At 69.2% G+C, this 25,371-nt stretch carries 21 protein-coding genes; 15 read left to right on the forward strand and 6 right to left on the reverse strand.

The window, feature by feature from the left end; translation table 11 throughout:
• Positions 1-605 precede the first annotated feature (605 nt).
• Positions 606-3,515, reverse strand: a complete 2,910-nt coding sequence (locus WCD84_RS12940; RefSeq protein ID WP_343281617.1) for a TonB-dependent receptor plug domain-containing protein — start codon at positions 3,513-3,515, stop codon at positions 606-608.
• 251 nt (positions 3,516-3,766) lie between these two features.
• Here WCD84_RS12940 and apbC point away from each other — a divergent pair, with 251 nt between their 5' ends.
• Complete coding sequence (gene apbC / locus WCD84_RS12945; protein ID WP_343278072.1) at positions 3,767-4,645, forward strand: iron-sulfur cluster carrier protein ApbC; 879 nt, start codon at positions 3,767-3,769, stop codon at positions 4,643-4,645.
• 109 nt (positions 4,646-4,754) lie between these two features.
• Positions 4,755-5,342: a dCTP deaminase gene (gene dcd, locus WCD84_RS12950; protein ID WP_343278039.1), complete on the forward strand. Its 588-nt coding sequence runs from the start codon at positions 4,755-4,757 to the stop codon at positions 5,340-5,342.
• A gap of 6 nt (positions 5,343-5,348) precedes the next feature.
• On the opposite strand, the gene WCD84_RS12955 is transcribed toward dcd, so the two are convergent.
• Positions 5,349-5,783, reverse strand: a complete 435-nt coding sequence (locus WCD84_RS12955) for an HIT family protein (protein WP_343281618.1) — start codon at positions 5,781-5,783, stop codon at positions 5,349-5,351.
• A gap of 154 nt (positions 5,784-5,937) precedes the next feature.
• Here WCD84_RS12955 and rimO point away from each other — a divergent pair, with 154 nt between their 5' ends.
• The gene (gene rimO, locus WCD84_RS12960) at positions 5,938-7,326 is read left to right on the forward strand and encodes a 30S ribosomal protein S12 methylthiotransferase RimO (RefSeq protein ID WP_449280121.1); all 1,389 of its coding nucleotides are present in this window, start codon (positions 5,938-5,940) and stop codon (positions 7,324-7,326) included.
• A gap of 189 nt (positions 7,327-7,515) precedes the next feature.
• On the opposite strand, the gene greB is transcribed toward rimO, so the two are convergent.
• Positions 7,516-8,022: a transcription elongation factor GreB gene (gene greB, locus WCD84_RS12965; protein ID WP_343281619.1), complete on the reverse strand. Its 507-nt coding sequence runs from the start codon at positions 8,020-8,022 to the stop codon at positions 7,516-7,518.
• 66 nt (positions 8,023-8,088) lie between these two features.
• Positions 8,089-9,615, reverse strand: a complete 1,527-nt coding sequence (locus tag WCD84_RS12970) for a helicase HerA-like domain-containing protein (protein WP_343281620.1) — start codon at positions 9,613-9,615, stop codon at positions 8,089-8,091.
• Positions 9,616-9,745: 130 nt separating this feature from the next.
• On the opposite strand from WCD84_RS12970, the gene WCD84_RS12975 reads away from it, so the two are divergent.
• From WCD84_RS12975 to WCD84_RS12990, 4 genes are read left to right on the forward strand one after another with little or no spacing between them, the layout of a single operon-like run.
• Positions 9,746-11,269 (forward strand): transglycosylase SLT domain-containing protein, encoded by a 1,524-nt coding sequence (locus tag WCD84_RS12975; protein ID WP_343281621.1) that lies wholly within the window; start codon positions 9,746-9,748, stop codon positions 11,267-11,269.
• 41 nt (positions 11,270-11,310) lie between these two features.
• Complete coding sequence (locus WCD84_RS12980) at positions 11,311-12,957, forward strand: protein adenylyltransferase SelO (protein WP_343281622.1); 1,647 nt, start codon at positions 11,311-11,313, stop codon at positions 12,955-12,957.
• Between the two features lie 40 nt (positions 12,958-12,997).
• Positions 12,998-14,905: an ATP-binding cassette domain-containing protein gene (locus tag WCD84_RS12985; protein ID WP_343281623.1), complete on the forward strand. Its 1,908-nt coding sequence runs from the start codon at positions 12,998-13,000 to the stop codon at positions 14,903-14,905.
• A gap of 36 nt (positions 14,906-14,941) precedes the next feature.
• Entirely contained in the window at positions 14,942-16,018 is a 1,077-nt protein-coding gene (locus tag WCD84_RS12990) for a diguanylate cyclase (RefSeq protein WP_343281624.1), read from the forward strand.
• A gap of 49 nt (positions 16,019-16,067) precedes the next feature.
• Here WCD84_RS12990 and WCD84_RS12995 read toward each other — a convergent pair whose 3' ends face one another.
• Complete coding sequence (locus tag WCD84_RS12995; RefSeq protein WP_343281625.1) at positions 16,068-17,933, reverse strand: M14 family metallopeptidase; 1,866 nt, start codon at positions 17,931-17,933, stop codon at positions 16,068-16,070.
• A 118-nt stretch (positions 17,934-18,051) separates the two neighbouring features.
• Here WCD84_RS12995 and WCD84_RS13000 point away from each other — a divergent pair, with 118 nt between their 5' ends.
• Complete coding sequence (locus WCD84_RS13000) at positions 18,052-19,692, forward strand: POT-type proton-dependent oligopeptide transporter (protein WP_343281626.1); 1,641 nt, start codon at positions 18,052-18,054, stop codon at positions 19,690-19,692.
• Between the two features lie 8 nt (positions 19,693-19,700).
• On the forward strand, positions 19,701-20,303 hold the full coding sequence (locus tag WCD84_RS13005; protein WP_343281632.1) for a rhomboid family intramembrane serine protease: 603 nt from the start codon (positions 19,701-19,703) through the stop codon (positions 20,301-20,303).
• Position 20,304: 1 nt separating this feature from the next.
• On the opposite strand, the gene WCD84_RS13010 is transcribed toward WCD84_RS13005, so the two are convergent.
• Entirely contained in the window at positions 20,305-20,490 is a 186-nt protein-coding gene (locus WCD84_RS13010; protein ID WP_343281627.1) for a hypothetical protein, read from the reverse strand.
• A gap of 203 nt (positions 20,491-20,693) precedes the next feature.
• Here WCD84_RS13010 and WCD84_RS13015 point away from each other — a divergent pair, with 203 nt between their 5' ends.
• The 6 genes from WCD84_RS13015 to cfa all read left to right on the forward strand — a co-directional run bounded on the left by WCD84_RS13015 (position 20,694) and on the right by cfa (position 25,203).
• Positions 20,694-21,470 carry a histone H1-like repetitive region-containing protein gene (locus tag WCD84_RS13015; protein WP_343281628.1) on the forward strand — a complete coding sequence of 259 codons (777 nt, stop codon included), beginning with the start codon at positions 20,694-20,696 and terminating at the stop codon, positions 21,468-21,470.
• Between the two features lie 12 nt (positions 21,471-21,482).
• On the forward strand, positions 21,483-21,761 hold the full coding sequence (locus WCD84_RS13020; protein WP_343254801.1) for a GNAT family N-acetyltransferase: 279 nt from the start codon (positions 21,483-21,485) through the stop codon (positions 21,759-21,761).
• A 73-nt stretch (positions 21,762-21,834) separates the two neighbouring features.
• The gene (locus tag WCD84_RS13025; protein ID WP_343278054.1) at positions 21,835-22,548 is read left to right on the forward strand and encodes a pseudouridine synthase; all 714 of its coding nucleotides are present in this window, start codon (positions 21,835-21,837) and stop codon (positions 22,546-22,548) included.
• 255 nt (positions 22,549-22,803) lie between these two features.
• Positions 22,804-23,013 carry a cold-shock protein gene (locus WCD84_RS13030; protein ID WP_343254799.1) on the forward strand — a complete coding sequence of 70 codons (210 nt, stop codon included), beginning with the start codon at positions 22,804-22,806 and terminating at the stop codon, positions 23,011-23,013.
• A 132-nt stretch (positions 23,014-23,145) separates the two neighbouring features.
• On the forward strand, positions 23,146-24,003 hold the full coding sequence (locus WCD84_RS13035; protein WP_343281629.1) for a DUF3298 and DUF4163 domain-containing protein: 858 nt from the start codon (positions 23,146-23,148) through the stop codon (positions 24,001-24,003).
• A gap of 69 nt (positions 24,004-24,072) precedes the next feature.
• Positions 24,073-25,203: a cyclopropane fatty acyl phospholipid synthase gene (cfa, locus tag WCD84_RS13040; protein ID WP_449280122.1), complete on the forward strand. Its 1,131-nt coding sequence runs from the start codon at positions 24,073-24,075 to the stop codon at positions 25,201-25,203.
• Positions 25,204-25,371 lie beyond the last annotated feature (168 nt).

Genomic DNA, 25,371 nt, shown 5'->3' on the forward strand with positions numbered 1-25,371 from the left:
CCCCCCCCCCCCCCCCCCCCCCCCCCCCCCCCCCCCCCCCCCCCCCCCCCCCCCCCCCCCCCCCCCCCCCCCCCCCCCCCCCCCCCCCCCCCCCCCCGGGCCCGGACCTTTTGCGCGGTGGTGGACGAGGGCAACGTCGACGCAGATGTCGCAACCGGTTGGATCGTCACCGGATCAAGCGGCACAGCCACGCCAAGGCGACCCCTACGATCGCGAGCGCGCCCGCTCTTGATCTCCGTCCCGAAGCAGGAAAACGCCACGGCCCGTCCCGTGCACAGGGGGTGTGCGGAGAGCCGGCCATGGATGGCCGGCGCCCGGCCGCTGGGAGCAGGACGCGGAGACGGCCGGCGCAGCACACCCCCTGTGTGCGGGACGGGCAGCGCGGGCTACAACGGAGAAATCCACGGGACGGGCAGCGCGGACCACAACGGAGCTCACGCCGCAACAACGTGCTCCAACTGTCACGTCAGCACCCCGGAGCCGCGAGAAGAACCAGCCACTCCGCCGGGTCGGCCGTACGTCTTTCTTCAATCGGGAGAAGAACCAAAAAAAGGGCCCCGGTTTCCCGGGGCCCTCCGTGTTGCGGCAGAGGCTTGCTGGCCGGATCAGCGGCCGAAGAGGTAACGCGCCTCCAGGTAGTACGCACGGCCATACACGTTCCACACCGAGCTGTTGTACGGCGCGCCCGAGGTGTTCAGGTACGAATCGTCGATCGGCGGCATGTCGTTGAACAGGTTGTTCACCAGCAGCGAGAAGCTGATGTTCTCGAGCGGCGACCAGCTGAACGACGCGTTGTAGGTCGTGAACGAACCGATCTTGTGCGACAGCGGATCGTCATAGGTGTCGACCACGCGGGCGCGATAGTTCGGCGTCGAACCGGTCCAGTTGGCATACAACGTGGACGACAGGTTGTTCTTCGTCCAGGTCACCGAGGCATCCGCCTTGCGCTGTGGATCCGAGGACCACCACGGGCGGCGCAGCATGTCCACCATCCCGTCTTCCGCATACTGCTGGTATTCGTGGCTCAGCTTCTGCGTGTAGTTGGCACGGAGGTTGAACTCGCCCACCACGCCCGCGTCGACGGCGTAGTTGATGCCGGCGGTGAGGGCCTCGAGCGTTTGCCGCGACACGTTGACCTTCGGGGTGTAGATCTCGTTCACGTTGCCCGTGGCGCCGCGCGTGATCTGCGACAGGGTCATCTGGCAGAGCGTCGAGCTGATTTCATCGATTCCGGTACGGCAGCGGTATTCCTGCAGCATCAGGGCGTCGGGGCTCTGCTGGGTGACCTCGTCCTCGATGTCCCAGCTGTGGTAGTCGAGGCTGACCGACATGCGGTCGATCGGCGCCCACACCACGCCGGCGCTCCAGACGTCGGCATTGATCGGGTCGAGCTCGGTGCTGCCTTCCTGGACGCCGAAGACCTGGCGGTTGCCGTAGGCGGCGGGGCAGTTTGTCGTGCTACCCGGCTCGAAGCCCAGGAGCGAGCAGTTGTAGTAGTCGGTGACGAAGGTGTAGTAGCCGCTTTCGCCCTGGTAGAGGTCGGACAGGGTCGGGGAGCGGAACGCGGTGCCGTACTTGCCGCGGAGCAGCAGGGTGTCGCTCGGGCGCCACTCCAGGCCCAAGCTGTAGGTCGGCTTGTCGATCGTGCGGCCGGAAGCCTTGAACGAGTCGTAGCGGCCCGCCAGGGTGACGGTCAGCGGCTCGAGTACCGGCATGCGCAGCTCGGTCACCACGGCGTAGCGGTCGCGGTCGCCGCCGCCGGCCACGGCGGTGGTGCCCCAGATGTCGCCATTCAGATAGCCCGGGTGCGGATCGTAGCTCCAGGACTGCTGGCCGTACTCCAGCGCCACGGCCAGGCCGGCGTCGCCGCCCGGCATGCCGAACAGGCTGGCGTTGGTGACCTGGGCGCGGATCATCTCGTCTTCGGTCTTGCTGCGCGACACGGCGTAGCCGGTCATCGCGGCGAAGTCCTCGGGCGAGATCGGCTGGTAGAACGCCGCGTAGTCCGGCTCGAAGACCGGATAGGCGCCGAACAGCGGATCCCAACCCAGCTGCGGGCCGAGGACGCGCTCCTGGAAGTAGTCGTTCATCGCGTCGGCCCAACGGACCCAACCATGCTCGTTGAGCTCGTAGTCGGTGCGGGTGTAGCCGATGTCATAGTCCCAGGCAGAGTCGCCGAAGGTGCCGTTCACGCCGAACGTGATGCGCATGGACTCGCTCTTGTCGCGCTGCATCGTGTTCTCGTAGCCGCCCTGGCCCATGTCTTCGGGGGCGAAGGAGCGCTGCAGGCCGAGGAGCGAGCCGGGGGGCAGTCCGGCAAGGCAGGCCGGATCCGGGTCTTCGCCGCAGAAATAGCCGCCGTACGCGTCGGCGATGTCATTGCCCACGCGCGGGTCGAAGTAGTAGCCCCATCCGGGGCCGGTGCCCCACCAGGTGTAGTTCGAGCCGACGTGGTACTTCACCGTCTCGCGGCTGTACAGCGCGCTGGCGTACAGCTGGGTGGAATCGTTGATGTCGAAGGTCAGGTTGCCGTAGGCCTGGGTGGCTTCCTTCGAGTTGAGCAGGGTGCGGTAGCCGGGGCTGTTGTACGAGCCGCAGTAATAGCCGTCGCCGAAGCCGGGACGCTCGGCCAGGCCCTCGCCGCCGTCGAACAGGTGTTCGACGTTCGCGCAGTTGTTCGGGTCCAGCCACTTGTAGCTGGTGAAGGGGCTGTGGACCAGGAAGTCGCGGCTTGCCGGGCGGGCGCCCTGGCCCCCGTCGAAGTAGGTCTTGGTCATGTCGCGGTCGTAGCCCCAGATCGCGCCACGCTCTTCGTACTGGGCCCCAAGCAGGACGTTCAGGCGGTCCTCGACGCCGGAGAAACCGGTGGCGACGCTGGCGCGGAAGCTGTTGCCGCCGCCCTCGCTGTAGCCGCCGCCGCGGATGTTCAGGGCGACGCCTTCCATGCGCTTCTTCAGGATGACGTTGATCACGCCCGCGATCGCATCAGAACCGTACAGCGAGGACTGGCCGCCGGGCAGGATCTCGATGCGCTCGATCAGGTCGATCGGGATGCCGCTGATGTTGTTGAAGGTGTCGGAGCCGTTGTACAGCGCCGGATAGTTGGCCATCGGGCGGCCGTCGATCAGGTACTTCACGTAGCCCGGGGGCAGGCCGAACAGACTGACCGTCTCCGCGCCCTGCGTGAACGACGCCGACGACTGCGCGCCCTGCACGCCGCCGGTGGCGAACGAGCTCTTCTGCAGCACGTCGGACACGCTGGTGAAGCCGCGCGCCTGGATGTCCGCGGCGGTGATCACCGTGACCGGAGTGAACGTCTCGATTTCGGTCTGCGGGATCAGCGAGCCGGTCACGGTGACGCGGTCAAGCGTCGTGGCGCTGCTGGAGGTAGTGGTGCTCTCGTCCCCGGCGGCCTCCTGGGCCATCGCGAGTCCGGTAACGGACATCGACAGCGCGGCGACGAGCGCCATGCTGAGCGAATTGGGCTTGAAGCCGGTTCGGCGCTGTTGAGTCATTCTGATCCCCTGCATTTGCACGTTAATGCTCTGAAGAGCTGGTCGTTTTGAAAAGCCTTTCCGATTGCGTCCCGTTGCCTCTCCTTCCCAGGGACAACGGTCATCGGAACTTAACATGCACTTAACCGCATTGCCATAGAGACGGTGGGCGCAATATCCGGCAGCCCCTGGCGGCCGCGGATTAGCGATCCAGGAACCATTGGCGCAAGCTATGCGCCCATCGCTGGTTCCAGATCGCAGGAGACGCCGTGATGTTCTCAGACAATCGCCCGGACGCCACTGCCCGGGTAGCGGCCCGCGCCGTGCAGGGCAACCTGAAGCCGTTGCCGCGGGTCCGCAACATCATCGCCATCGGCTCGGGCAAGGGTGGGGTGGGCAAGTCCACCACCGCCGTGAACCTGGCCCTCGCGCTGGCCGGCGATGGCGCCCGGGTCGGCATCCTCGACGCCGACGTGTATGGCCCCAGCATCCCGACCATGCTCGGCCTCTCGGGGCGCCCCGAGAGTCCGGACAACAAGTCGATCCTGCCCATGCGCGCCCACGGCATCGAAGCCATGTCGATCGGGCTGCTGGTCGAACAGGACACGCCGATGATCTGGCGCGGGCCGATGGCAACCTCGGCCCTGACCCAGCTGCTCAACGACACCCTGTGGGGTGGCGACGAGGGCCTGGACTACCTCATCGTTGACCTGCCGCCGGGCACCGGTGACATCCAGCTGACCCTGGCGCAGAAGATCCCTGTGGCGGGGGCGGTGATTGTGACCACGCCGCAGGACGTGGCCACCCTGGACGCGCGCAAGGGGCTGAAGATGTTCGAGAAGGTCGAGGTCGCGGTGCTGGGCCTGGTCGAGAACATGGCTGTGCATGTGTGTTCGAACTGCGGTCATGCCGAACACGTCTTCGGCGAGGGCGGGGGCGCGCGCATGGCGGAGCAGTACGGCGTGCCGCTGCTGGGCTCGCTGCCGCTCGAGCGGGCGATCCGTGAACACGGCGACGCGGGTACCCCCGTGGTGCTGGCGGCGCCGGGTTCGCCGGCGGCCGCCGCCTATCGGGCGCTTGCCGCCAACCTTGTCGCGGAGCTGGCCAAGCGCCCGCGCGCGCCGGCCGCGATCTCGGCCTCGCTAATGTAGCCGGCGTCCGGCAGCCCGCGGCAGCGGGTGCCGGGCCGGTCGCCAGTCCATACAATTGCGGCTCCTGCCCGCGGCGCACCGCCGCCCGGGCGCCGCATCCGGGAGCCGCATGAGCATCAAGTCCGACCGCTGGATCCGCCGCATGGTCGCGGAGAAGAACATGATCGAGCCCTTCGAGCCCGGCCAGGTCAAGTTCGTCGACAAGGGCGGCGCCAGCGCCGAGCGCATCGTGAGCTACGGCACATCGAGCTACGGCTACGACGTGCGCTGCTCGCGCGAGTTCAAGGTGTTCACCAACATCAACTCCACGATCGTCGACCCCAAGCACTTCGACCCGAAGAGCTTCGTCGACATCGAGGCCGATGAATGCATCATCCCGCCGAACTCGTTCGCGCTGGCGCGCACCGTCGAGTACTTCCGCATCCCGCGCGACACCCTGGTGGTCTGCCTGGGCAAGAGCACCTACGCGCGCTGCGGGATCATCGTCAACGTGACCCCGCTGGAGCCGGAGTGGGAGGGCCATGTGACGCTGGAGTTCAGCAACACCACGCCGCTGCCGGCGCGCATCTACGCCAACGAGGGCGTGGCCCAGATGCTGTTCTTCCAGGCTGCCGCCGATGATGTCTGCGAAACCTCGTACAAGGACCGCGGCGGCAAGTACCAGGGCCAGACCGGGGTCACCCTGCCGCGGACCTGAGCGGGTTCAGCTGGCCAGCGCCGCCTGCAGTTCGCGCACCCGGCCGACCAGGGCTTCGGGCGCGTAGGGGCGCGCGGCTATCCGGCCCCAGACCGGCGCCGGCCAGGCCGGGTCGTGCTCGAAGCGGGCGATCACGTGTACGTGCAGCTGCGGCACCAGGTTGCCGAGCGCGGCGACGTTGAGCTTGTGCGGCTGGAACACGTCGAGAAGCAGCCGTTCGCAGCGGCTGATCTCCTCGACCAGGGACGCGCGCTGCGCGGGGGCGAGGTCGAGCAACTCGCGCGCGCCGGCCACCCGCGGCACCAGCACCAGCCACGGATAGTTGCTGTCGTCCAGCAGTTGCAGGTCGCACAGCTCCAGGCTGGCCAGCGGATGGCTGTCGGCGGCGAGCTGCGGATGCAGGGCGTAGGGTTCGTGCTGCGGTGACCTGTGCCTGGGCATGGCGCCCTCCTTCAATGGTCCGCCTCGGGCGCGGGCGCGCCCGGCGGGAAGTCGGCCCTCGGGTCGATTCTAGCCCGCCGCTATAATCGCCGTGCGAAGACCCCGCACCCTCCCGTCCGCCGTCGCGCGGACCACTCCCAGAGCCACCCAGCGCATGACCGACACCATTTCCCCGACCGCCCCGCGCGTGGGCTTCGTCAGCCTCGGCTGCCCCAAGGCCCTGGTCGACTCCGAGCGCATCCTCACCCAGCTCCGGGTCGAGGGCTATGCGCTGTCGTCCAGCTACGATGCCGCCGACGTGGTGGTGGTCAACACCTGCGGCTTCATCGATTCCGCCGTGGCCGAATCACTGGACGCGATCGGCGAGGCCATGGCCGAGAACGGCAAGGTGATCGTCACCGGCTGCCTGGGCAAGCGCGCCGAGGTCATCCGCGAGGCGCACCCGGGCGTGCTTTCGATCAGCGGGCCGCAGGACTACGCCAGCGTCATGGATGCAGTGCACAAGGCGCTGCCGCCGCGGCACGATCCCTTCATCGACCTCGTGCCCGCGCCGCGCCTCAGCGGCGAGGACTATGCGTCGGGGGTGAAGTTGACGCCGAAGCACTACGCCTACCTGAAGATCTCCGAAGGCTGCAACCACCGCTGCAGCTTCTGCATCATCCCCTCGATGCGCGGCGACCTGGTGTCGCGCCCGGTCGACGAAGTGCTGCGCGAGGCCGAGCGCCTGGTGCACGGCGGCGTACGCGAGCTGCTGGTGGTGTCGCAGGATACCTCGGCCTACGGCGTCGACCTGCGCTACGCCGAGCGCACGTGGCGGGGCAGGGCCTACCAGACCCGGATGAAGGCGCTGTGCGAAGGCCTGTCCGAGCTCGACGCCTGGGTGCGCCTGCACTATGTGTATCCGTATCCGCACGTCGACGGCATCATCGAGCTGATGACGCAGCACAAGGCCGACGGCCAGCCGCGGCTGCTGCCCTACCTCGACATCCCCTTCCAGCACGCCAGCCCGCGCATCCTGAAGCTGATGAAGCGGCCGGGCGCCGTCGAGCGGACGCTCGAGCGCGTGCAGTCCTGGCGTGCCGCCTGCCCGGAGCTCACCGTGCGTTCGACGTTCATCGTCGGCTTCCCGGGCGAGACCGAGGCGGAATTCGAGGCGCTGCTCGAGTTCCTCGATGAGGCGCAGCTCGACCGCGTCGGCGCCTTCGCGTACTCGCCGGTCACCGGCGCCGCCGCGAACGCGCTGCCGGACCCGGTGCCGGAGGCCGTGAAACAGGAGCGGCTGGCGCGCTTCATGCAGCGACAGGCCGACATTTCCGCGGCGCGGCTGGAAGCCAAGGTCGGCACCGTGCAGCGCTGCATCGTTGATGCCATCGATGGCGACCTGGCGATCGCGCGCTCGATGGCCGACGCGCCGGAGATCGACGGCCTGGTGCAGGTGCAGGATGGCCGCGAGGCGGGACTTGTCCCGGGCGAATTCGCGGACATCCGCATCATGGGCAGCGACGAGCACGATCTTTATGGTGAGGTCGAATACAAGGGCTGAGGCCTGCCCACCCTCCACTGCCAACGCGGAGGCGGGCTGGTGGAAGAGCGTCGCGCTTTACCGTGCGCCGGACTTTCCCGCGGCGGGGATCGCAGCTATAGCTGCTCCTACAGGCTTTGTGTCAGCGCCAGCGCGCCAGGAGGTCCCGCGCGCCAGCGCCAGCGCGCCAGGAGGTTCCGCGCCAGCGCCTCAGTCCGCGGGGTAGTCCACCGCGACCACGGCGAAGCCGCGCCGTCCGCCCGGGAGCTCCACTTCGACCTCGTCGTCCAGCCGCTTCTTCAGGAGCGCGCGCGCCAGCGGCGAATCGATGCTGATCCAGCCCAGCGTGGCATCGGTTTCGTCCGGGCCGACGATGCGGTAGGTCGAGCATTCGCCGCTGGCGACATCCTCCACCTCCACCACGGCGCCGAAATACACCGCGGACGGGTCGCTGGGGGCGGTGTCGACCACGCGCAGCTCCTGCAGGCGCCTGGAGAGATAGCGCACGCGACGGTCGATCTCGCCGAGCTGCTTCTTGCGGTAGGTGTATTCGGCGTTCTCCGAGCGATCGCCCTCGGCCGCGGCGGCGGCGAGCGCGCGCACCACCTCGGGGCGGCGCACGCGCCAGAGATCGTCGAGCTCGGCCTTCAGGCGCGCGTGCCCCTGTGGGGTGACCAGGGCAGTCGATTTTTCCGGAGGCGGGCGCCAGCGCGACATGGCGGCTTCAGCGCCTGTTGGACGCCGACACGGACGCCGACGCTGAGGAGCGGACCATGCGCGCGCTCACTTCTTGCCCGTCAGGCCGCCGAAGAGCCCGCGCAGGATCTGCCGGCCGATCTGGTTGCCGACCGTGCGCGCGGTCTGCTTGGCCATGGTTTCGACCATCCCCTGGCGGCGTTTGGTGCCGAACACCGCGTCCTTCATCGATTGCGCGAAGCCGCCGCCCGATTCCTGTTCATCCTGCTTCGCGGTGCGCGCCTTTGGCGCATCGGCCTGCGCGGCGAGCTTGTCGGCCTTCTGCGCCAGCATCTCGAACGCCGACTCGCGGTCCACCGCTGTGTCGTACTTCGCGCCTACCGGGCTGCCGGCGCGAACCCGCTCGCGCTCGGCATCGGTGATCGCGCCCATCCGGCAGCGCGGCGGCGCGACCAGGGTCTGTTCCACCGGCATGGGTGCGCCCTTGCCTTGAAGCGTTGAAACCAGCGCTTCGCCGGTGCCGAGCTGGCCGATGGCGCTGGCGACATCCAGTCCCGGGTTGGACACGAAGGTTTCGGCCGCGGTGCGCACTGCCTTCTGGTCGCGCGGAGTGTAGGCGCGCAGCGCGTGCTGCACGCGGTTGCCGAGCTGGCCGAGCACGTTGTCGGGCACATCGTCCGGGAACTGCGAGCAGAAGTAGACGCCCACGCCCTTGGAGCGGATCAGGCGCACCACCTGCTCGATGCGCTGCAGCAGCGCCGCCGGTGCGTCGTTGAACAACAGGTGCGCTTCGTCGAACACGAACACCAGCTTCGGCTTGTCGAGGTCGCCCACTTCGGGCAGCGTTTCGAACAGCTCGGACAGCAGCCACAGCAGGAAGCTCGAATACAGCCGCGGCTTCAGGATCAGCCGGTCCGCGGCCATGATGCCGACCACGCCGCGGCCGTCGCTGGTGGTGCGCATGATGTCGGCCAGCTCAAGCGCCGGCTCGCCGAAGAAGGCCTCGCCGCCGTCGGACTCCAGGCGCAGCAGCGCGCGCTGGATGGCGCCGATCGAGGGCGTGCTGACCAGGCCGTACTGCGTGGACACCGCCTTGCGCTCTTCGGCGACGAGGCCGAGCAGGGCGCGCAGGTCGGCGAGGTCGAGCAGCAGCAGGCCGCGGTCATCGGCCAGCTTGAACACGATGTCGAGCACGCCCGACTGGGTGTCGTTGAGCTCCAGCATGCGCGAAAGCAGGGTCGGTCCGATCTCGCTGACCGTGGTCCGCACCGGGTGGCCCTGCTTGCCGTAGATGTCCCAGAACAGCACCGGACTGGCTTCAGGGCCGTAGGCGTCGACGCCGATCATCTCCGCGCGCTCGCGCAGCTTGTCGCCGATTTCGCCGGGCACGGCCAGGCCCGCGACGTCGCCCTTCACATCGGCCAGGAACACCGGCACGCCGATCCGCGAGAAGCCCTCGGCCAGGGTCATCAGGGTCACCGTCTTGCCGGTGCCGGTGGCGCCGGCGACCAGGCCGTGGCGGTTGGCGAACTTCGGCTGCAGGAAAACGCGACCGCCGGTCTCCGGCAGGGAATCGGGACGGGTGACGGCCTTGCCGACGAGGATCGGGTCCATGGGGGCTCCTGTGTGATGGGCGGATTCTAGCGACAAGGCGCCGCGGGGGCGGGGCCCCGGTCGCAAGGCTTGCCGGTGGCCGAGAGCGGCCGCTACCCTGCGGGATTGAAATGCAGTCCCCGGTCCCCGAATGCCCCCATTTTCCGTTGTCCTGCCGCGGCTGGCGCTTGCCGCGGCCCTTGCAGTCCTTGCCTTGTACGCCCCCGAAGCCTCCGCGCAGTCAAAGCGCGACCGCGCCGCCGCCGCGGACCTGGTCGAACGCATGGCCACCGCCGAGGCCCGCTACCGCGAATCGCTGGTCAAGGCCGCCAACGCCGATCCGCTCGCGATCGAGGAAGGCAACGCCGCGCTCGAGGACATGGAAGACGTGATGCTGGCCTGCGAGAAGCAGCGCGGCTGCGAGCTGGCGTCACTGCTGCCGGGCTGGAAGCGGCTGCTGAAGGCCCGGGCCGACGACGCCGCGGGCCTGGACGGCGGCGAATTCGATCCCGAAGGCCTCGACGAGGGCGGCCTGCCGACCGGCGACGTGCCCGAGGCGGCCACGGCCGCGGCGCTGCTGAGCGAAGACGGCCAGCGCTTCGTGCGCATGGTGCAGTTCAATCCGGCGGTGCAGGAAGGCATCCGTCGCTGGCTCACCGACATGCGCGTGTCGCTGATCACCAGCCACGAGAACTACCAGTACATGCGCCACCTGATGGCGCCGGCCTTCGAGAAACGAGGCCTGCCCGAAGCGCTGCTGTTCGGGATCATGGCGAAGGAATCCACCGGCCGCGTGCACGTGGGTTCCCGCGCCGGCGCGGTGGGTCCGCTGCAGTTCATGCCCGCCACCGGGCGGCGCTTCGGCCTGGGCGTGGATGCCAGCGGCTTCGACACCCGCTACGACCCCGCACTCTCCGCGGACGCCGCGTCGAGCTACCTCAGCGAGCGCTTCGCCGAGTTCGGCAACGAGGTCGAAAAGTGGCTGGCCGCCTACAACGGCGGCGAAGGCCGGGCAAAGCGCATCCACGAGGCCAGCGGCGGGCGACCGTTCTGGGATGCCGACGTCTACAACCAGTTCCCGGCCGAGACCCGCGACTACGTGCCGATGGTGATCGCCGCGGCCTGGCTGTACCTGCATCCCAGGGAGTACGGCCTGAGTTTCCCGCGTGCCGACGTTCGTCCGACGCACTTCGCGCTCTCGCGACCGGCATCGATCTACGAACTCAGCGTGTGCATGGGCGACAGCGGCAGCCGGTATGGCTACATGCGCCAGCTGCGCAACCTCAACCCCCGCTTCGAGGCCGACCAGGTGATTCCGGCCGGGGCCGTTCTGCAGGGCACCACGCGCATGGCCGGGCTGTACAAGCGCTGGTGCGCGCAGGGCCGGCGCGCGGAGCTTGCGCGGCAATTGATGGGCAGCAGCGTCAGTGCGGCGCTGGTGCACACCGGACCGGTGGAAGCGGTGCGCCCTGCCGGGACCACGGTCGCCACCGGCGTGGCGGTGCCGGCCGCAGGGCCGCGCGAACACCGCGTGGCGCGCGGCGAAACCCTGGTCGCGATCGCGCGCAGGTACGGCTGCGAGGTGCAGAAGCTGGTCCAGGCCAACGGCCTGAAGGCGCCTGCGTACGCCATCCGCAGCGGCCAGCGCCTGCGCCTGGAAGGATGCAGCCGCTGAAGCGCACGGAGCCGTCGCGCTCCGCCTGCCAGACTGCGCGCATGCAGCTGCGCTTCGACAACGCCTTCGTGCGCGAACTCCCCGGCGACCCGCTCGCCGGCCCGGGCGTGCGCCAGGTGCAGGGTGCGGCGTGGTCGCGGGTCGCGCCGACGCCGGTTGCGGCGCCGCGGCTGGTCGCGCATGCGGCCGAGGTGGCCGCTCAGTTGGGCATCGACGTCGATGAGGCGGGCGCGCCGTCGTTCGCGGAGGTGTTCGGCGGCAGCGCGCTGCTGGCGGGCATGGATCCCTGGGCGGCGAACTACGGCGGCCACCAGTTCGGGCACTGGGCCGGCCAGCTCGGCGACGGGCGTGCGATCAGCCTTGGCGAAGCCGTGGCTGCCGATGGCAGCAGGCACGAGCTGCAGCTGAAGGGCGCGGGGCAAACGCCGTATTCCCGCGGCGCCGACGGCCGCGCGGTGCTGCGCTCCTCGATCCGCGAGTTCCTGTGCAGTGAAGCCATGCATCACCTGGGCGTGCCGACCACCCGCGCGCTGTCGCTGGTGGCCACCGGCGAGGCCGTGGTGCGCGACATGTTCTACGACGGCCACCCGCGGCCGGAGCCCGGTGCGGTCGTGTGCCGGGTGGCGCCGTCGTTCATCCGCTTCGGGACCTTCGAGCTGCCGGCTTCGCGCGGGGACGTGGACCTGCTGCGCGCGCTGGCCGAGTTCTGCATCTGGCGGGATTTTCCATGGCTGCTCGGGAGCGCGGGCGATGGTGGGCGCGGGAACGGCGCGCCACGCGACGGCCAGGAGCGGTCGCTTGCAGCCCTGCGCGCGGCGGGCGCGTTCGACGAGGCGCTGTTCGCGCGCTGGTTCCATGAGGTCTGCGTGCGCACGGCAAGGCTGGTCGGCCACTGGATGCGCGTGGGCTTCGTCCACGGCGTGCTCAACACCGACAACATGTCGATCCTCGGGCTCACGATCGACTACGGCCCGTATGGCTGGATCGACGACTACGATCCCGACTGGACCCCCAACACCACCGATGCGAAGGGGCGCCGCTACCGCTTCGGCTGGCAGCCTCGCATCGCACACTGGAACCTGTCGCGGCTGGCCGGGGCGCTGTCGCCGCTGTTCGCCGATGCAGCGCCGCTGCAGGCCGGGCTCGATGCCTACGCGGCCACCTGGGCCGAGTGCGAGCGCGACAATGCCGCCGCCAAGCTGGGGCTGTCGGACTGCAGCCATGACGACCTCGAGCTGATGCGCACGCTGCAGGCGCTGATGCACCGCAGCGGCGCCGACATGACGCGCTTCTTCCGCGCGCTGTCGGATATCGATGTCGAAGCAGGGGCTCCGCCGGCCACGCCGCTGCACGGCGCCTTCTACGACCCCGCCCGCCTGGCCGAGCACGCCGCCGCGCTGGACGCCTGGCTCGCCCGTTACGCCGCCCGCTGCCGGGCGGACGCGCTGCCCCGCGAGGCCCGGGCGGCGCGTATGCACGCCGCCAATCCGCGCTACGTGCCGCGCAACTACCTGGCGCAGCAGGCGATCGACCGCGCCGAATCCGGCGACGAGTCGGGAATCCACGAGCTGCTCGAGGTGTTCCGCGACCCCTACGGCGAGCAGCCGGGCCGCGAAGCCTTTGCCGCCCTGCGCCCCGACTGGGCCCGCGACCGCGCCGGCTGCTCGATGCTGTCCTGCAGTTCATGAACATGCCGGTCGCGGCGCCCGCGACCGGTAGAATGGGCGGATGCCCCTGATCACACTGAATTCGGTCGACTACAGCGTCGGCGGTCCGCTCCTGCTCGAGAAAGTCGAGCTGGCCATTGAACCCGGCGAGCGCATCGCGCTGATCGGCCGCAACGGCGCCGGCAAGTCCACCCTGATGCGCCTGCTGTCGGGCGAGATCAAGCCCGACGACGGCGACATCCGCCGCGACGGCACCGTGCGCGTGTCGCGGCTGGAGCAGGAGGTGCCTGCCGGCGCCGACGGCACCGTGTTCGACGTCGTCGCCGAAGGCATGGGCGAGCTGGGCGCGTGGCTGGCCGAGTTCCACCACCTGAGCCACGGTGACAACTACGACGCCGACGCGATGTCGGCGGTGCAGGCGAAGATCGATGCCGCCGACGGCTGGGCCGCGGACCAGCGGGTGGAGGAGACCCTGCAGAAGCTCGACCTCGACGGCGAGCTGGCGTTCTCCGAGCTTTCCGGCGGCATGAAGCGCCGCGTGCTGCTGGCGCGCGCGCTGGTGTCGGCGCCCGACCTGCTGCTGCTGGACGAACCCACCAACCACCTCGACATCGCCGCCATCGACTGGCTGGAGGGCTTCCTGAAAGGCTGGTCCGGCGCGCTGGTGTTCGTCACCCATGACCGCCGCTTCCTGCGCGCGCTGGCCACCCGCATCGTCGAGATCGACCGCGGCCAGGTGACCAGCTGGCCGGGCGACTGGGGCAACTACCTGCGCCGCAAGGAAGAACGGCTCAACGCCGAGGCGCAGGAAAACGCGCGCTTCGACAAGATGCTGGCGCAGGAGGAGATCTGGATCCGCCAGGGCATCAAGGCCCGCCGCACCCGCGACGAAGGCCGCGTGCGGCGCCTGGAAGCGATGCGCAACGACCGCGCCAAGCGCCGCGAGCTGACCGGCAACGTGCGCATGGATACCGCGCAGGCCGGGGCCTCGGGCAAGAAGGTGATCGAGGCCAAGGAGGTGTCGTTCGCGTTCGGCGACCGCGCGATGGTGCGCGACTTCTCCACCACCATCCTGCGCGGCGACCGCATCGGCCTGGTCGGTGCCAACGGCAGCGGCAAGACCACGCTGCTGAAGCTGCTGCTCGGCCAACTGCAGCCGCAGTCCGGCGAGATCCGCATCGGCACCCAGCTGCAGGTCGCCTATTTCGACCAGTACCGCGCGACCCTGCGCGAGGACTGGAATGCACTGGAGAACGTGGCCGAGGGCCAGGACTTCGTCGAGGTCGGCGGCAAGCGCAAGCACGTGATCGGCTACCTGCAGGATTTCCTGTTCACGCCCGAACGCGCGCGCGCGCCGATCACCCGACTGTCCGGCGGCGAACGCAACCGCTTGCTCCTGGCCAAGCTGTTCGCGCAGCCGTCGAACCTGCTGGTGATGGACGAACCCACCAACGACCTCGACGTCGAGACGCTCGAGCTGCTCGAGGAACTGCTGGCCGACTACCCGGGCACGCTGCTGCTGGTCAGCCACGACCGCGACTTCCTCGACAACGTGGTGACCTCCACCCTGGTGATGCAGGACGGCGGCGAGGGCCGCATCGGCGAGTACGTGGGTGGATACAGCGACTGGCTGCGGCAAAAGTCGTCGGCCGTCCCGGCGCTGGCGACGGCGGCGCAAGGCCGTGCCGGAACCAGGCCAACGGGAGGCACCGCTGCAGCACCGGCCCCGGCACAGGCAGCGCGCCGAAAGCTGGGCTTCAAGGAGGCGCGGGAGCTCGAGCAGCTGCCGGCGCGCATCGAAGCCCTTGAAGGCCGGATGGCCGGACTCACCGCCAGGCTGTCGGATCCGGCGTTCTTCCAGGGAGAAAGCGCCGCCATCGCCGCGCACAACGCAGCGATGGCCGATGCCCAGGCCGAACTCGATGTCGCATATGCACGCTGGGAGGCGCTGGACGCGGAATCGGACTGACTTGCCGCACGGACGGATCGGGGCCACCCTGCGCTGATGCAATCGTCAGACCAGTCCGGAGTCCGGGAGCGCGAGGGCCGCTTCGTCGCGCGCGTGCACCACATGCGAACCCTGGGAGGCGCCCTGTCGGCGCTGCTCGTGGCCTCGGTGCTGGCAGGCAACGACGCGCCGGCCTGGACCTGGACGCTGTGGGCCTTCAATGGATTCGCGTGGCCGCTGCTTGCGCGCTGGCTCACGCACCGTGCGCACGAGCCGAAGCTGGCCGCGCAGCGGCATCTGGTGATCGACTCGGCCGCCGCCGGCGCCTGGATCGCACTCATGGAATTCAACCTGGTGCCCAGTGCCGTGCTGCTGGTCATGGTCACCATGGACAAGATCGCAGTCGGCGGCTGGCGCTTCGTTGCGCGCACCACTCCGGCGCTGCTCGTCGCCTGCGTGCTGGTGTCCGCGGCGCTAGGCTTCCCTGTCGGGCTCGAAAGCAGCATGACGGACATTCTTGCCACGCTGCCGTTCCTGATCGTGTACCCGCTGGTGCTGGCCACGATCACCTACGAGCTCGGGCGCCACGTAAGCGCGAAGAACCGCCAGCTGCGGCGGCTCAACCGCATCGACGCGCTGACCGGCCTGCGCAACCGGCGTGGCTGGAACGAGGCCCTGGCCGCCGAGCTGGCCAGGCATGCGCGCACGCGGCGGCCGGCGGTGCTGATGCTGGTCGATGTCGACAACCTCAAGGAGGTCAACGACAACCACGGCCACGTCGCGGGCGACGAGGTGCTGCGCAACGTGGCCCGGGTGCTGGAGATCTGTGCCCGGGACATCGACACGCCGGCGCGCTACGGCGGCGACGAGTTCGGCGTGCTGCTGGCCGAGACCGGGCTGCAGGGGGCGCTTCGGGTGGCCGAGCGCGTGCGCACCACCTTTCTCGCCGAGCGTCCCGAGGAGGCCGTGCTGCAGAACTGCACGTTGAGCATCGGCCTGGCCGAGGTCGATCTTGCGGTGGTCACCGCCGACGAGTGGCTGCAGCGCGCGGACGGCGCGATGTACCGGGCGAAAGCGGCGGGCCGCAACCGGGTCGAGTCCGACATGACGCTGGCCTACCAGCGGCCGCGTTGAGCAGGTCGGATGGGGGCCGCGTCGCGCCGTGTTGCGTGCCGGGCGGCGGTCAGTCGGGCGCGGTGTCGGTGCGGAAGACCGGGTAAAGCCCCAGGCGCTCGTCCCAGCTTGCGTGGCGGCGATGGAACCACTCCAGCCGGGCCCGCGGGCTGGCCGCGAACTCCGCGTCTTCCGCCACGCGGCGCTCGAAGGCATCGCGGACCGCCGGATCGCGAAGCATGTCGCGGGCGACGGCTTCGGCGACGTAGGACTCCATGTACTCCTTGGCTTCGAAGGCGTTGTTGAACTCGCCCCAGGCCGCCATCGAGTCGGGTGCCCGGGGTTCCAGGATCGCCATCACCAGGCGCGCGCGCGGCTGGGCGATGGGCACGAACAGCGCGCCGGCACCAAGGTCGCGGGTTTCGGAGCGCCAGTTGCCTTCGACCTCCAGGCGCTGCCGTCCTTCGCTGGAAGCCGCTGCCAGCTGCGCCGCGTCGGCGCGGAACGCTTCGATCGCGACGCCCGGGAGGGGCTGCGCCACGCGGCGGTAGCCGATGCCATGGACGTCCAGCCAGCGCGTGACCTGGGCGGCATGGCGCGCCGGCACCAGGTAGCCCGCGCCCGGTGCGGCCACGCTGCGGCCGGGCACGATCTCGTCGCGCAGCGGCATCTTCCATATCTGCGGCGTGGTTTCGTCGTAACGCGTGGCGAGCGCTCCGGACACGTCGGAGTGCGTGCGCGCCCAGGCGTAGCCGCGGAAGTCCACGCTGCGCACCCGGTCGGTGGCGATGTAGTCCAGCGGCACGGCCTGGCCGGCGAGCGCCGTTGCGCGGGCGTCGGCCGCGGCCGCGGTGTCCAGCCACGCGCGGCCGTGTTCCGCCGTCTGCTCCAGCATGCCGACCACCAGGTTGCGGGTGATGCCCACGCGCACCGGGTACTCCTTCCACGAATGGGTTTCGACCAGGATTCCGAAACGATTGCGCAGCGGGAAGTAGCCGTGCGAGAAGCGCGGCGGGGAGACGCCGTCGACGATGCCGGAACTGGGATCGTCATGGACCTCGAACGAGGGGTAGAAGGGCAGGGGCAGCGAGCCCTGGGCGGCGAGGTCGTCGAGCAGGCCGTCGCGCAGCGCCAGGCCGGCGCGGGCCAGCGCGGGGTCGCCGGAATGCAGCGGCTCGATCTGCACCGAGATGTCGTGTTCGAACTGGGCCCCGTTGGTGGCGTGCAGGTCGACGTAGGCGATCGGGTCCCAGGCCTCGACCAGGCCGAGCATCGCGCGCATCTCCGGCGCATCGGCCTTCAGGTAGTCGCGGTTGAGGTTGTAGTTCTGCGCGGTGGTGCGCCAGCCCATCTCCTCCGGGCCGCGCTGGTTGGGCCGGTTCCAGGCGCCGAAGCGCTCGTGGCCGTCGGCGTTGAAGACCGGCACGAACACCAGCACCAGCTTTTCCAGCGCGTCCGCTGCAGCCTCGCCGTCCAGGGCCTGGCGCAGGGCCAGGAAGCCGGCGTCCTTGCCATCGACCTCGCCGGCGTGGATGCCGCCCTGGACCAGCAGCACCGGCAGGCCGGCCGCACGCGCGGCCTCCGGCGCCAGCGCGCCGCTGCGCGAGGCGACCAGCGCCTTCATCGGCCGCCCCTCGGGCGTGGTGCCGAAGTCGATGCAGCGCACCGCGTCCGGATAGCGCGCGGCAAAGCCGGCGCACAGCGCGAGCACCTCGTCATAGCGGCCGGTGCGCACGAAGCCGGACCGTTCGGCGATCGTGGACAGGGGCGCCGCCGCCGCGGCGGCAGGGCGCGGCGCGTGGTCCGCGGCCACGATTTCAGTGCCGCCGGCCGTGGTGGCTGCGTCCGTGCCCGCTTTTTTGCTGGAGGCTGCAGTGACAGCGGGCAGCGCGAGCAACAGGCACAGCGGCAGCGCGGCGATGGCGGATCGGGTCATGGGATCGGGCCGGGTGGCGACGGGCGCCCATGATGCCGCGACCATGCCTTTCGGCCAAAGCGCGGCGGCGGCGAATACGCTAGCCTTCGCGGCTTCGACCGCAGACCGGCCACACCGCATGAGCCACGCCCCCGTTGCCGCCGACGCCGGCAGATTGCCGCGCCAGATCCCCTACATCATCGGCAACGAGGCCTGCGAGCGCTTCAGCTTCTACGGCATGAGGAACATCCTCATCCCGTTCCTGATCAGCTCGATGCTGCTGGCCTACCTGCCGGCTGGACCCGAGCGCGAGGGCGCGGCCAAGGATATCTTCCACACCTTCGTCATCGGCGTGTACTTCTTCCCGCTGCTGGGCGGCTGGCTGTCGGACCGCTACTTCGGCAAATACAACACCGTCCTCTGGTTCTCGCTGATCTACTGCGCCGGCCATGCCTGCCTGGCGATGTTCGAGGACAGCCGCAACGGCTTCTACGCCGGCCTGTTCCTGATCGCACTGGGTTCGGGCGGAATCAAGCCGCTGGTGGTGAGTTTCTGCGGCGACCAGTTCGACCAGACCAACAAGTCGAAGGCGAAGATCGTCTTCGACGCGTTCTACTGGATCATCAACTTCGGCTCCTTCTTCGCATCCCTGCTGGCGCCGCTGCTGCTGCGCAGCTACGGGCCGGCGGTCGCCTTTGGCGTGCCCGGCGTGTTGATGTTCATCGCCACCTTCGTGTTCTGGCTCGGCCGCAAGCAGTACGTCAACGTGCCGCCCTCGGGCGCCGACCCGGATTCCTTCCTCAACGTGGTGCGGACCGCGCTGCGCAGGCACGGCGCGGAGCAGGGCGGCTCCGGCACCCTGGTGGCGCGCGTCGGCGTGGCGATCGCGGTGCTGATGCTTGCGCTCTGGGCGCTGGACGCAGCCGGCGTGCCGCTGCCCTGGCCCGATGCCTTCGGTTTCGTCATCACCGCCTGCCTGGCGCTGGGCGTGGTGATCGCCTGCGTCGGCTGGGGCGCATCGCTGCAGCTCGAGCGCGCGCGTGGCCTGCACCCGGACGCGGCGGTCGACGGCGTGCGCGCGGTGCTGCGCATCCTGATCGTGTTCGCGCTGGTGACCCCGTTCTGGTCGCTGTTCGACCAGAAGGCCTCGACCTGGATCATCCAGGGCAACACCATGCTGATTCCGCACGAGGCCTGGTGGTGGCCGAGCTGGCTGATCAAGGAGGCGGCGCAGATGCAGGCGCTCAACCCGCTGCTGGTGATGCTGCTGATCCCGTTCAACAACCTGGTGCTGTACCCGCTGCTGCGGCGGATGGGCTTCACCGTCACCGCGCTGCGCCGGATGGGCTGGGGCATCGTGTTCTCGGGCATCGCCTGGATCGCGGCCGGCGTGCTGCAGCTGTGGCTCGACGGCGGCGCCGAGGTCTCGCTGGCCTGGCAGAGCCTGCCCTACCTGCTGCTCACCTTTGGCGAGGTGCTGGTCTCGGCTACCGCGCTGGAGTTCGCCTACAGCCAGGCGCCGCAGGCGATGAAGGGCGTGATCATGGCCTTCTGGTACCTGACCAGCACCTTCGGCAGCCTGTGGGTGCTCTTGACCAACGCCGGCGTGCGCAACGACGCGGTGACTTCGGCCATCGCCTCCACCGGGCTCAGCGAGAACGCCTTCCTGATGTTCTTCTTCGCCCTGTTCGCATTCCTGGCGGCGCTGGCGTTCGCGGCCTATGCGCGCAGGTATCCGATGCAGGACAACTACCGCGTGTCCACCGGGGTGACGGCATGAGCGGCGGCGTGGTCACCCTGGTGATCCTGGCGCTGACGGTGCTGGTGTCGTGGCAGGCCTTCGGCAACCGGCGCCTGCTCGAGCGCCTGCTGCTGTGGCCGCCGGCGATCGAACGCCACAGGCAGTTCGACCGCCTGGTCACGCACGGCTTCGTGCACGCCGACTGGCAGCACCTGCTGTTCAACATGGTCACGCTGTTTTTCTTCGGGCGTTACGTCGAACAGATCTTCGCGCCCTACATCGGTTCGCTCGGGTTCGCGCTGTTCTACCTGTCGGCGATCGTGGTGGCGATCCTGCCCACCTACCTGCGCCATCGCCACGATGCCGGCTATCGCAGCCTCGGTGCGTCGGGCGCGGTGTCGGCGGTGCTGTTCGCCTTCATCCTGGTGCAGCCCTGGGCGCTGATCTTCGTGTTCTTCATCCCGGTGCCGGCGATCGTCTACGGCGTGCTCTACGTCGGCTATTCGATCTGGATGGAGCGCCGCGGCGGTGACAACGTCAACCACAGCGCCCACCTGTGGGGCGCGGGCTACGGCCTGCTGTTCACGGTGATCATGGAGCCGGGCGTGGTCGAGGTCTTCCTGGCGCGGCTGATGTCGCCGATGTCCTGAATCAGGAAATCGATTCGTCGCCGGCGCAGAGGCCGTCCTGGTCGCATTCGTAGGCCTGGAGCAGGCGCGCGTAGACCAGCGAATCGAGCTGGTTGAACTCGACGTTGTCGACCTCGCCGGAACAGGACAGGTCGAACAGCCGGGTGACGGCTTCGTGCGATGCGCGGGTCTCGGTGGTGGCGTGCATGGTGGCTCTCCGTCTGGGCTGCGTGCCGGAATGCATGCATCAAGCGTGCCAGTCGGGGCCGGCATGGCGGCCGAGCGGGCAGGGTGACGCTTCCTGTCACAAACGCGCCGGGTCGGGCGGGCAGTGACCCGGGCCGGCGGCACTCACCGCGCCTGAATCCATTCCGTGATACCCATGCATCCGTCACCAAATGGAGAAAGCAGATGGCCTTTACCCGCGCCCAGGCGACCGAACTGCTCAACAAGGCCGAGATGCGCCTGTACGACGACAGCCGGGCCAACGCCCTGCGCGGGTTTGACCGGGCGGCGTTGGCCGGACGCGCCACGCGCGCACGTGCCTCGCGCGACCGCGCACGGGACATGTTGAAGCGTCAGCGCGTCGCTGCGCGCAAGCGCGGCGACAGCAAGGCGACCGGCGCGGGCGGCGTTGCGGCAAGGACCGCACGCAAGGAAGAGCTGTTGGCCGAGATCCTGGGGCGTTTCATCGAAGCCCGCAGGACCGCGCCGGAGGTGGTGGCGAAGAAGGCCACTGCGAAGAAGGCCACCGCGAAGAAGGCCACCGCGAAGAAGGCCGCCGTGAAGAAGGCCGCCGTGAAGAAGGCCGCCGTGAAGAAGGCCGCCGTGAAGAAGGCCACTGCGAAGAAAGCCCCCGCGAAGAAAGCCCCCGCGAAGAAGGCCCCCGCGAAGAAGGCCACTGCGAAGAAGGCCACCGTGAAGAAGGTTTCGCCCGAGCGTGCGCTCGCGAACACCCGCAAGCTGCTTGAGGCAAAGAACCAGCGCGACCGCTCACCCCAGCCGTGGCAGTCGCTTGACCCGGTCGCCGACCATGTTCCGCAGCCCGGCTACCAGTCGCCGCAGGCGGCGAGCAAGGCGCATGACCTGCACGCGGGTGAGTCGCGGATGGCTTCGATCCACGGCAGCATGTCCACCACCGACCGCCATAACCAGGGCAAGCGCGATGGCCGTGGCGACACCGACTGAGGAGTGAGCGCGATGGGCACCCTGGATATCACCCACCACGCCATTCCCGGCCGCTTCGTGACCGAGGTCGACGGCCACGTCGCCAACCTCGACTACGAGATGGCCGATGGCCGCATGCACATCACCCACACCCGGGTGCCCGAGGCCATTGGCGGGCGCGGCATCGCCGGCAAGCTTGTGGAAGCCGCCTTCCACCACGCCCGGACCGAAGGCTGGAAGGTCCGCCCGCTCTGTGCCTACGCCGAGGCCTGGGCAGGCCGCCATCCCGAGTACGCCGACGTGCTGGACTGAAACGCGCCGCGCGCTCTGGCGCGTGATCTGCCAGACTTGCGCCCCTTTTCAACCTCGGTCAGTGCCGACGGCCATGCGCCTCAACAAGCACATCAGTGAAACCGGCGCCTGCTCGCGCCGGGAAGCCGACCGCCTCATCGGCGAGGGCCGGGTCACGGTCAACGGCATGCGTGCGCGGATCGGCGCCGAGGTCGGCGAAGGCGACACCGTCCTGCTTGACGGCCAGCCGCTGCGCCCGCGCGTCACTGCGCCGGACAAGCGCAAGCACGTGTACATCGCCCTGTACAAGCCGGTGGGCATCACCTCCACCACGGAGTCCGGTGTCGCCGGGAATATCGTCGATTTCGTGGGCCACCAGCAGCGCATCTTCCCGATCGGGCGGCTGGACAAGGATTCCGAGGGCCTGATCCTGATGACCAGCAACGGCGATATCGTCAACGCCGTGCTGCGCGCGGAAAACAAGCTGGAGAAGGAATACCTGGTGGCGGTGAACAACCCGGTCACCGACGAGTTCCTGCGCGGCATGGCCCGCGGGGTGCCGGTCCACGGCGAGACAACCCTGCCATGCAGGACCCGGAAGCTCGGCCGCTTCGGCTACCGGATCACCCTGGTGCAGGGGCTGAACAGGCAGGTGCGACTGATGGCGGCGCACTTCGGCTATCGGGTGAAGCGGCTGGTGCGGGTGCGCGTGGGCCCGGTCCAGCTCGGCCACCTCAAGCCCGGGCGCTGGCGGAACCTCAGCGACGCCGAACTGAAGGTCCTTTTGCCGCAGCAGGAGGCCTGGTAAAGGTTCACCCGGGGCCACCATGGCGACGAACGGTACACGCCGTTCACATTTGCCATCGAATTTGCGGTATGGTTCGCCCACTGTTCAAAGCGGGATCACGGTACATCGTGGCTCCGGTGCGGTAGATCCAAGGTTACAAGGCGTTTGCGCCAGCTTCCGACGATCCGCTCCATCGTTCCTGTGCTACCCCTTGCTTCGCAGTCTCGGATCCGCTTGCGGACCGTGTCATTTCAAAACTGTTCAAGGAGTAACACCATGTCCGATCGTCAGACCGGCACCGTCAAGTGGTTCAACGACGCCAAGGGCTTCGGCTTCATCACGCCTGAGAGCGGCCAGGACCTGTTCGTCCACTTCCGTTCGATCCAGGGCACCGGCTTCAAGTCGCTGCAGGAAGGCCAGCAGGTTTCGTTCAAGGTTGTGCAGGGCCAGAAGGGCCTGCAGGCCGACGAAGTGCAGGCCATCTAAGGTCCGCACATCGCTGCATAAGAAGCCCCGGACGGCAACGTCCGGGGCTTTTTTCATGTCCGGGCGTAAGCACCGGCGTCACGCCCGGGCCACTAGCCTGTGCCCTTCCATGGATTGAACGGGGGGTTCCAGATGATTCGTCGCTCTTGTCGCATCGTGCCGCTGATCCTGCTGGTGGCGCTGGCCGTGGCCGGATGCCATCGCGAGGCCGAGGTCCCGGGGGGCGCGGCAATCGGCCCGGCGCCGGATCCGGCGGCTGCCATCACCGATGCGGATGCCGGGGGCGAGGAGCCGCGGGTGCTCGAGGACGTGATGGAGTCCGACCCGCGCTACATCATCGGCATCAGCTATCCGCCAGGCATCAATCGCCATCCGGGGCTGGCGGCGGAGCTTGGACGGTATGCGGATGCCGCCCGCGCCGACCTGATGGACGCGGTTGAAGCGCGGGACCCCGAAGCCCCCGGCGCCGGCGCCCCCTACGACCTGTCGCTGCCATTCGACATGGTGATGGAGTCGCCCGAAGTGGTGGCGGTGCAGGCCACGGGTACCAGCTATACCGGCGGTGCCCACGGCGCGCCGCTGGTCGCGCGTTTCGTGTGGCTGCCGGGTCGCAACGAAATGCTCCGCGCCGAAGCCCTGGTCGAAGGGCCGGATGCCTGGAACGATGTCTCCGCGTTCGTGCGCGAGTCCCTGCACGGGGCGCTATCGCAGCGCCTGGATGCCGACGAGAACCTCGAGCCCGAGGATCGGGCGCGACTACAGCGCAGCGGCGGGCGGATGATCGATGAGGGCACCGGGCCGGACGCGGCCAACTTCGCCCACTTCGAGCCGCTCCCGGGGGGCGACGGCCGCCTGCGGGGGCTGCGCTTCGTGTTCCCGCCCTACCAGGTGGGACCGTACTCCGATGGCGTGCAGACGGTCGACGTGCCGGCCAGCGTGCTGCTTCCGCACGTTTCGGAGCGGTACCGGAGCCTGTTCGCGCCGACCTGAGCGCCGGGCCGGGTTGGCCCCCGCCGCCGCGAGGCGCTAGCATCGTCCCGGGCCATTTCGGGGGCGGTGATGCATCCGATCCGGGAACGCGTCCATGGCCTGCTGACCTCCGCCGATGTCCGCGTGGGCGGCGACAGGCCCTGGGACATGCAGGTTCATGACTCCAGGCTGCCGGCGCGGCTGCTGGCCGGGGGCTCGTTGGCCCTGGGCGAGTCCTACATGGATGGCTGGTGGGACACGTCCTCGCTTGACCAGCTGATCGGCCGCCTGCTCGCGGCAGGGCTGGACCGCCGTGCGCCCGGCTGGGCCGACCTTCGCGACGCTGCCGCCGCGCGCCTGCTCAACCTGCAGCTCGGGCGGCGCGCCTACGCGGTGGGCGAACGCCACTATGACCTCGGCAACGACCTGTACCGCGCCATGCTCGGCCGCCGCCTGGTTTACAGCTGCGGCTATTGGCATGACCGTGACGGCAGGCGGGTGGAGTCGCTCGACGCCGCCCAGGAAGCCAAGCTTGACCTGGTCTGCCGCAAGCTCGGCCTGCGGCCCGGCATGCGCGTACTCGATATCGGCTGCGGCTGGGGCGAGGCGCTGAAGTTCGCGGCGGAGCGGTACGGCGTCAGCGGCGTGGGCGCGACCATCTCACGGCAACAGCAGGCCTTCGCCGAAGCGCTGTGCGAGGGCCTGCCGCTGGAATTCCGCCTGCAGGACTACCGCGCGCTCCGCGGCGAACGCTTCGACCGGGTGCTGTCCATCGGCATGTTCGAGCACGTGGGCTTGCGCAACTACCGCGGCTATTTCGACCTTGTGCGCTCGCTGCTGCCCGCGGACGGCCTGTTCCTGCTGCACAGCATCGGCGGCAGCGCCTCGCGTCGCCGCACCGACCCTTGGATCGCGCGCCATATCTTCCCGAACTCGATGCTGCCCTCGGCGCGCCAGCTGGCGGAGGCCAGCGAGGGCCTGTTCGTGATCGAGGACTGGCACAACTTCGGCGCCGACTACGACCTGACCCTGCAGGCCTGGCGCGACAACGCCGAAGCCGCGTGGGAGCGGCTGCCGGCGCGCTACGACGAGCGCTTCCGGCGCATGTGGCGCTATTACCTGGGCTGCTCGATGGCAGCCTTCAGGATGCGGCGGACCCAGCTGTGGCAGGTGCTGATGTCGCCGCAGGGCGTGCCTGGCGGCATCGTCGTGCCGCGCTGAGCGGCGCTTTCTTGGTTCTTCTCCCGATTTAGGGGCGGGTGATTGCTTCGGGAGGGTGGGCGCTGCCCGCCGTGGAGGCAGGGGGGATGCCCAGCCGGAATATGCGCATCCTGCTCCCAGTTCCGGCCGCCGGCCATCCATGGCCGGCTCTGGGCATCCCCCCTGCCT

Origin of the sequence: Luteimonas changyuni, from assembly GCF_039548395.1 — a bacterium.
Lineage (GTDB): Bacteria > Pseudomonadota > Gammaproteobacteria > Xanthomonadales > Xanthomonadaceae > Luteimonas.